Origin of the sequence: Cobetia sp. SIMBA_158 (genome assembly GCF_046566945.1) — a bacterium.
In the GTDB taxonomy this organism is placed as follows: Bacteria; Pseudomonadota; Gammaproteobacteria; order Pseudomonadales; family Halomonadaceae; genus Cobetia; species Cobetia amphilecti.
Map to the genome: position 1 here is coordinate 1 of NZ_JAWJYL010000114.1, position 370 is coordinate 370.

Consider the following 370-nt stretch of genomic DNA (forward strand, 5'->3'; position numbering starts at 1 on the left):
CCTAAGCTTATCGCCTGGGGCTTTTACCTCTTCAAAATGTACTTGGCCATTATTAATAACCATTAAGTCGGGGTAGCCGTCTTTTAGCTGTAAATAGTGTTTGCTCATAGCCGTTAAGTGCGCAATTAACGCTTCAAGCGGGCTGTTTAAAATAAGTGCCTCTAGTGGCTCTAATAAATTGCTGCGCCATCTAAATAAACCATTGGGCTGCTCAAAATACTGCGCGGCATGCTTACATACCAAATTAAGCAGCGCATGATTAGTGCTACAGCTTTTTAAACGTGCGTCAATTTGCGTGCTTTGTGCTTCATAAAAATTACCAAGCTGTAAAACTTGCGGGTAAATATCAAATTCATTACACGGCGGGTAT

At 41.4% G+C, this 370-nt stretch carries 1 protein-coding gene; it reads right to left on the bottom strand.

Going from position 1 to position 370, the window contains the following annotated elements; genetic code table 11:
- Nucleotides 1-370: VRR-NUC domain-containing protein (locus tag R2R70_RS19220; RefSeq protein ID WP_410978783.1), on the bottom strand; the 370-nt coding region annotated here is incomplete at both ends.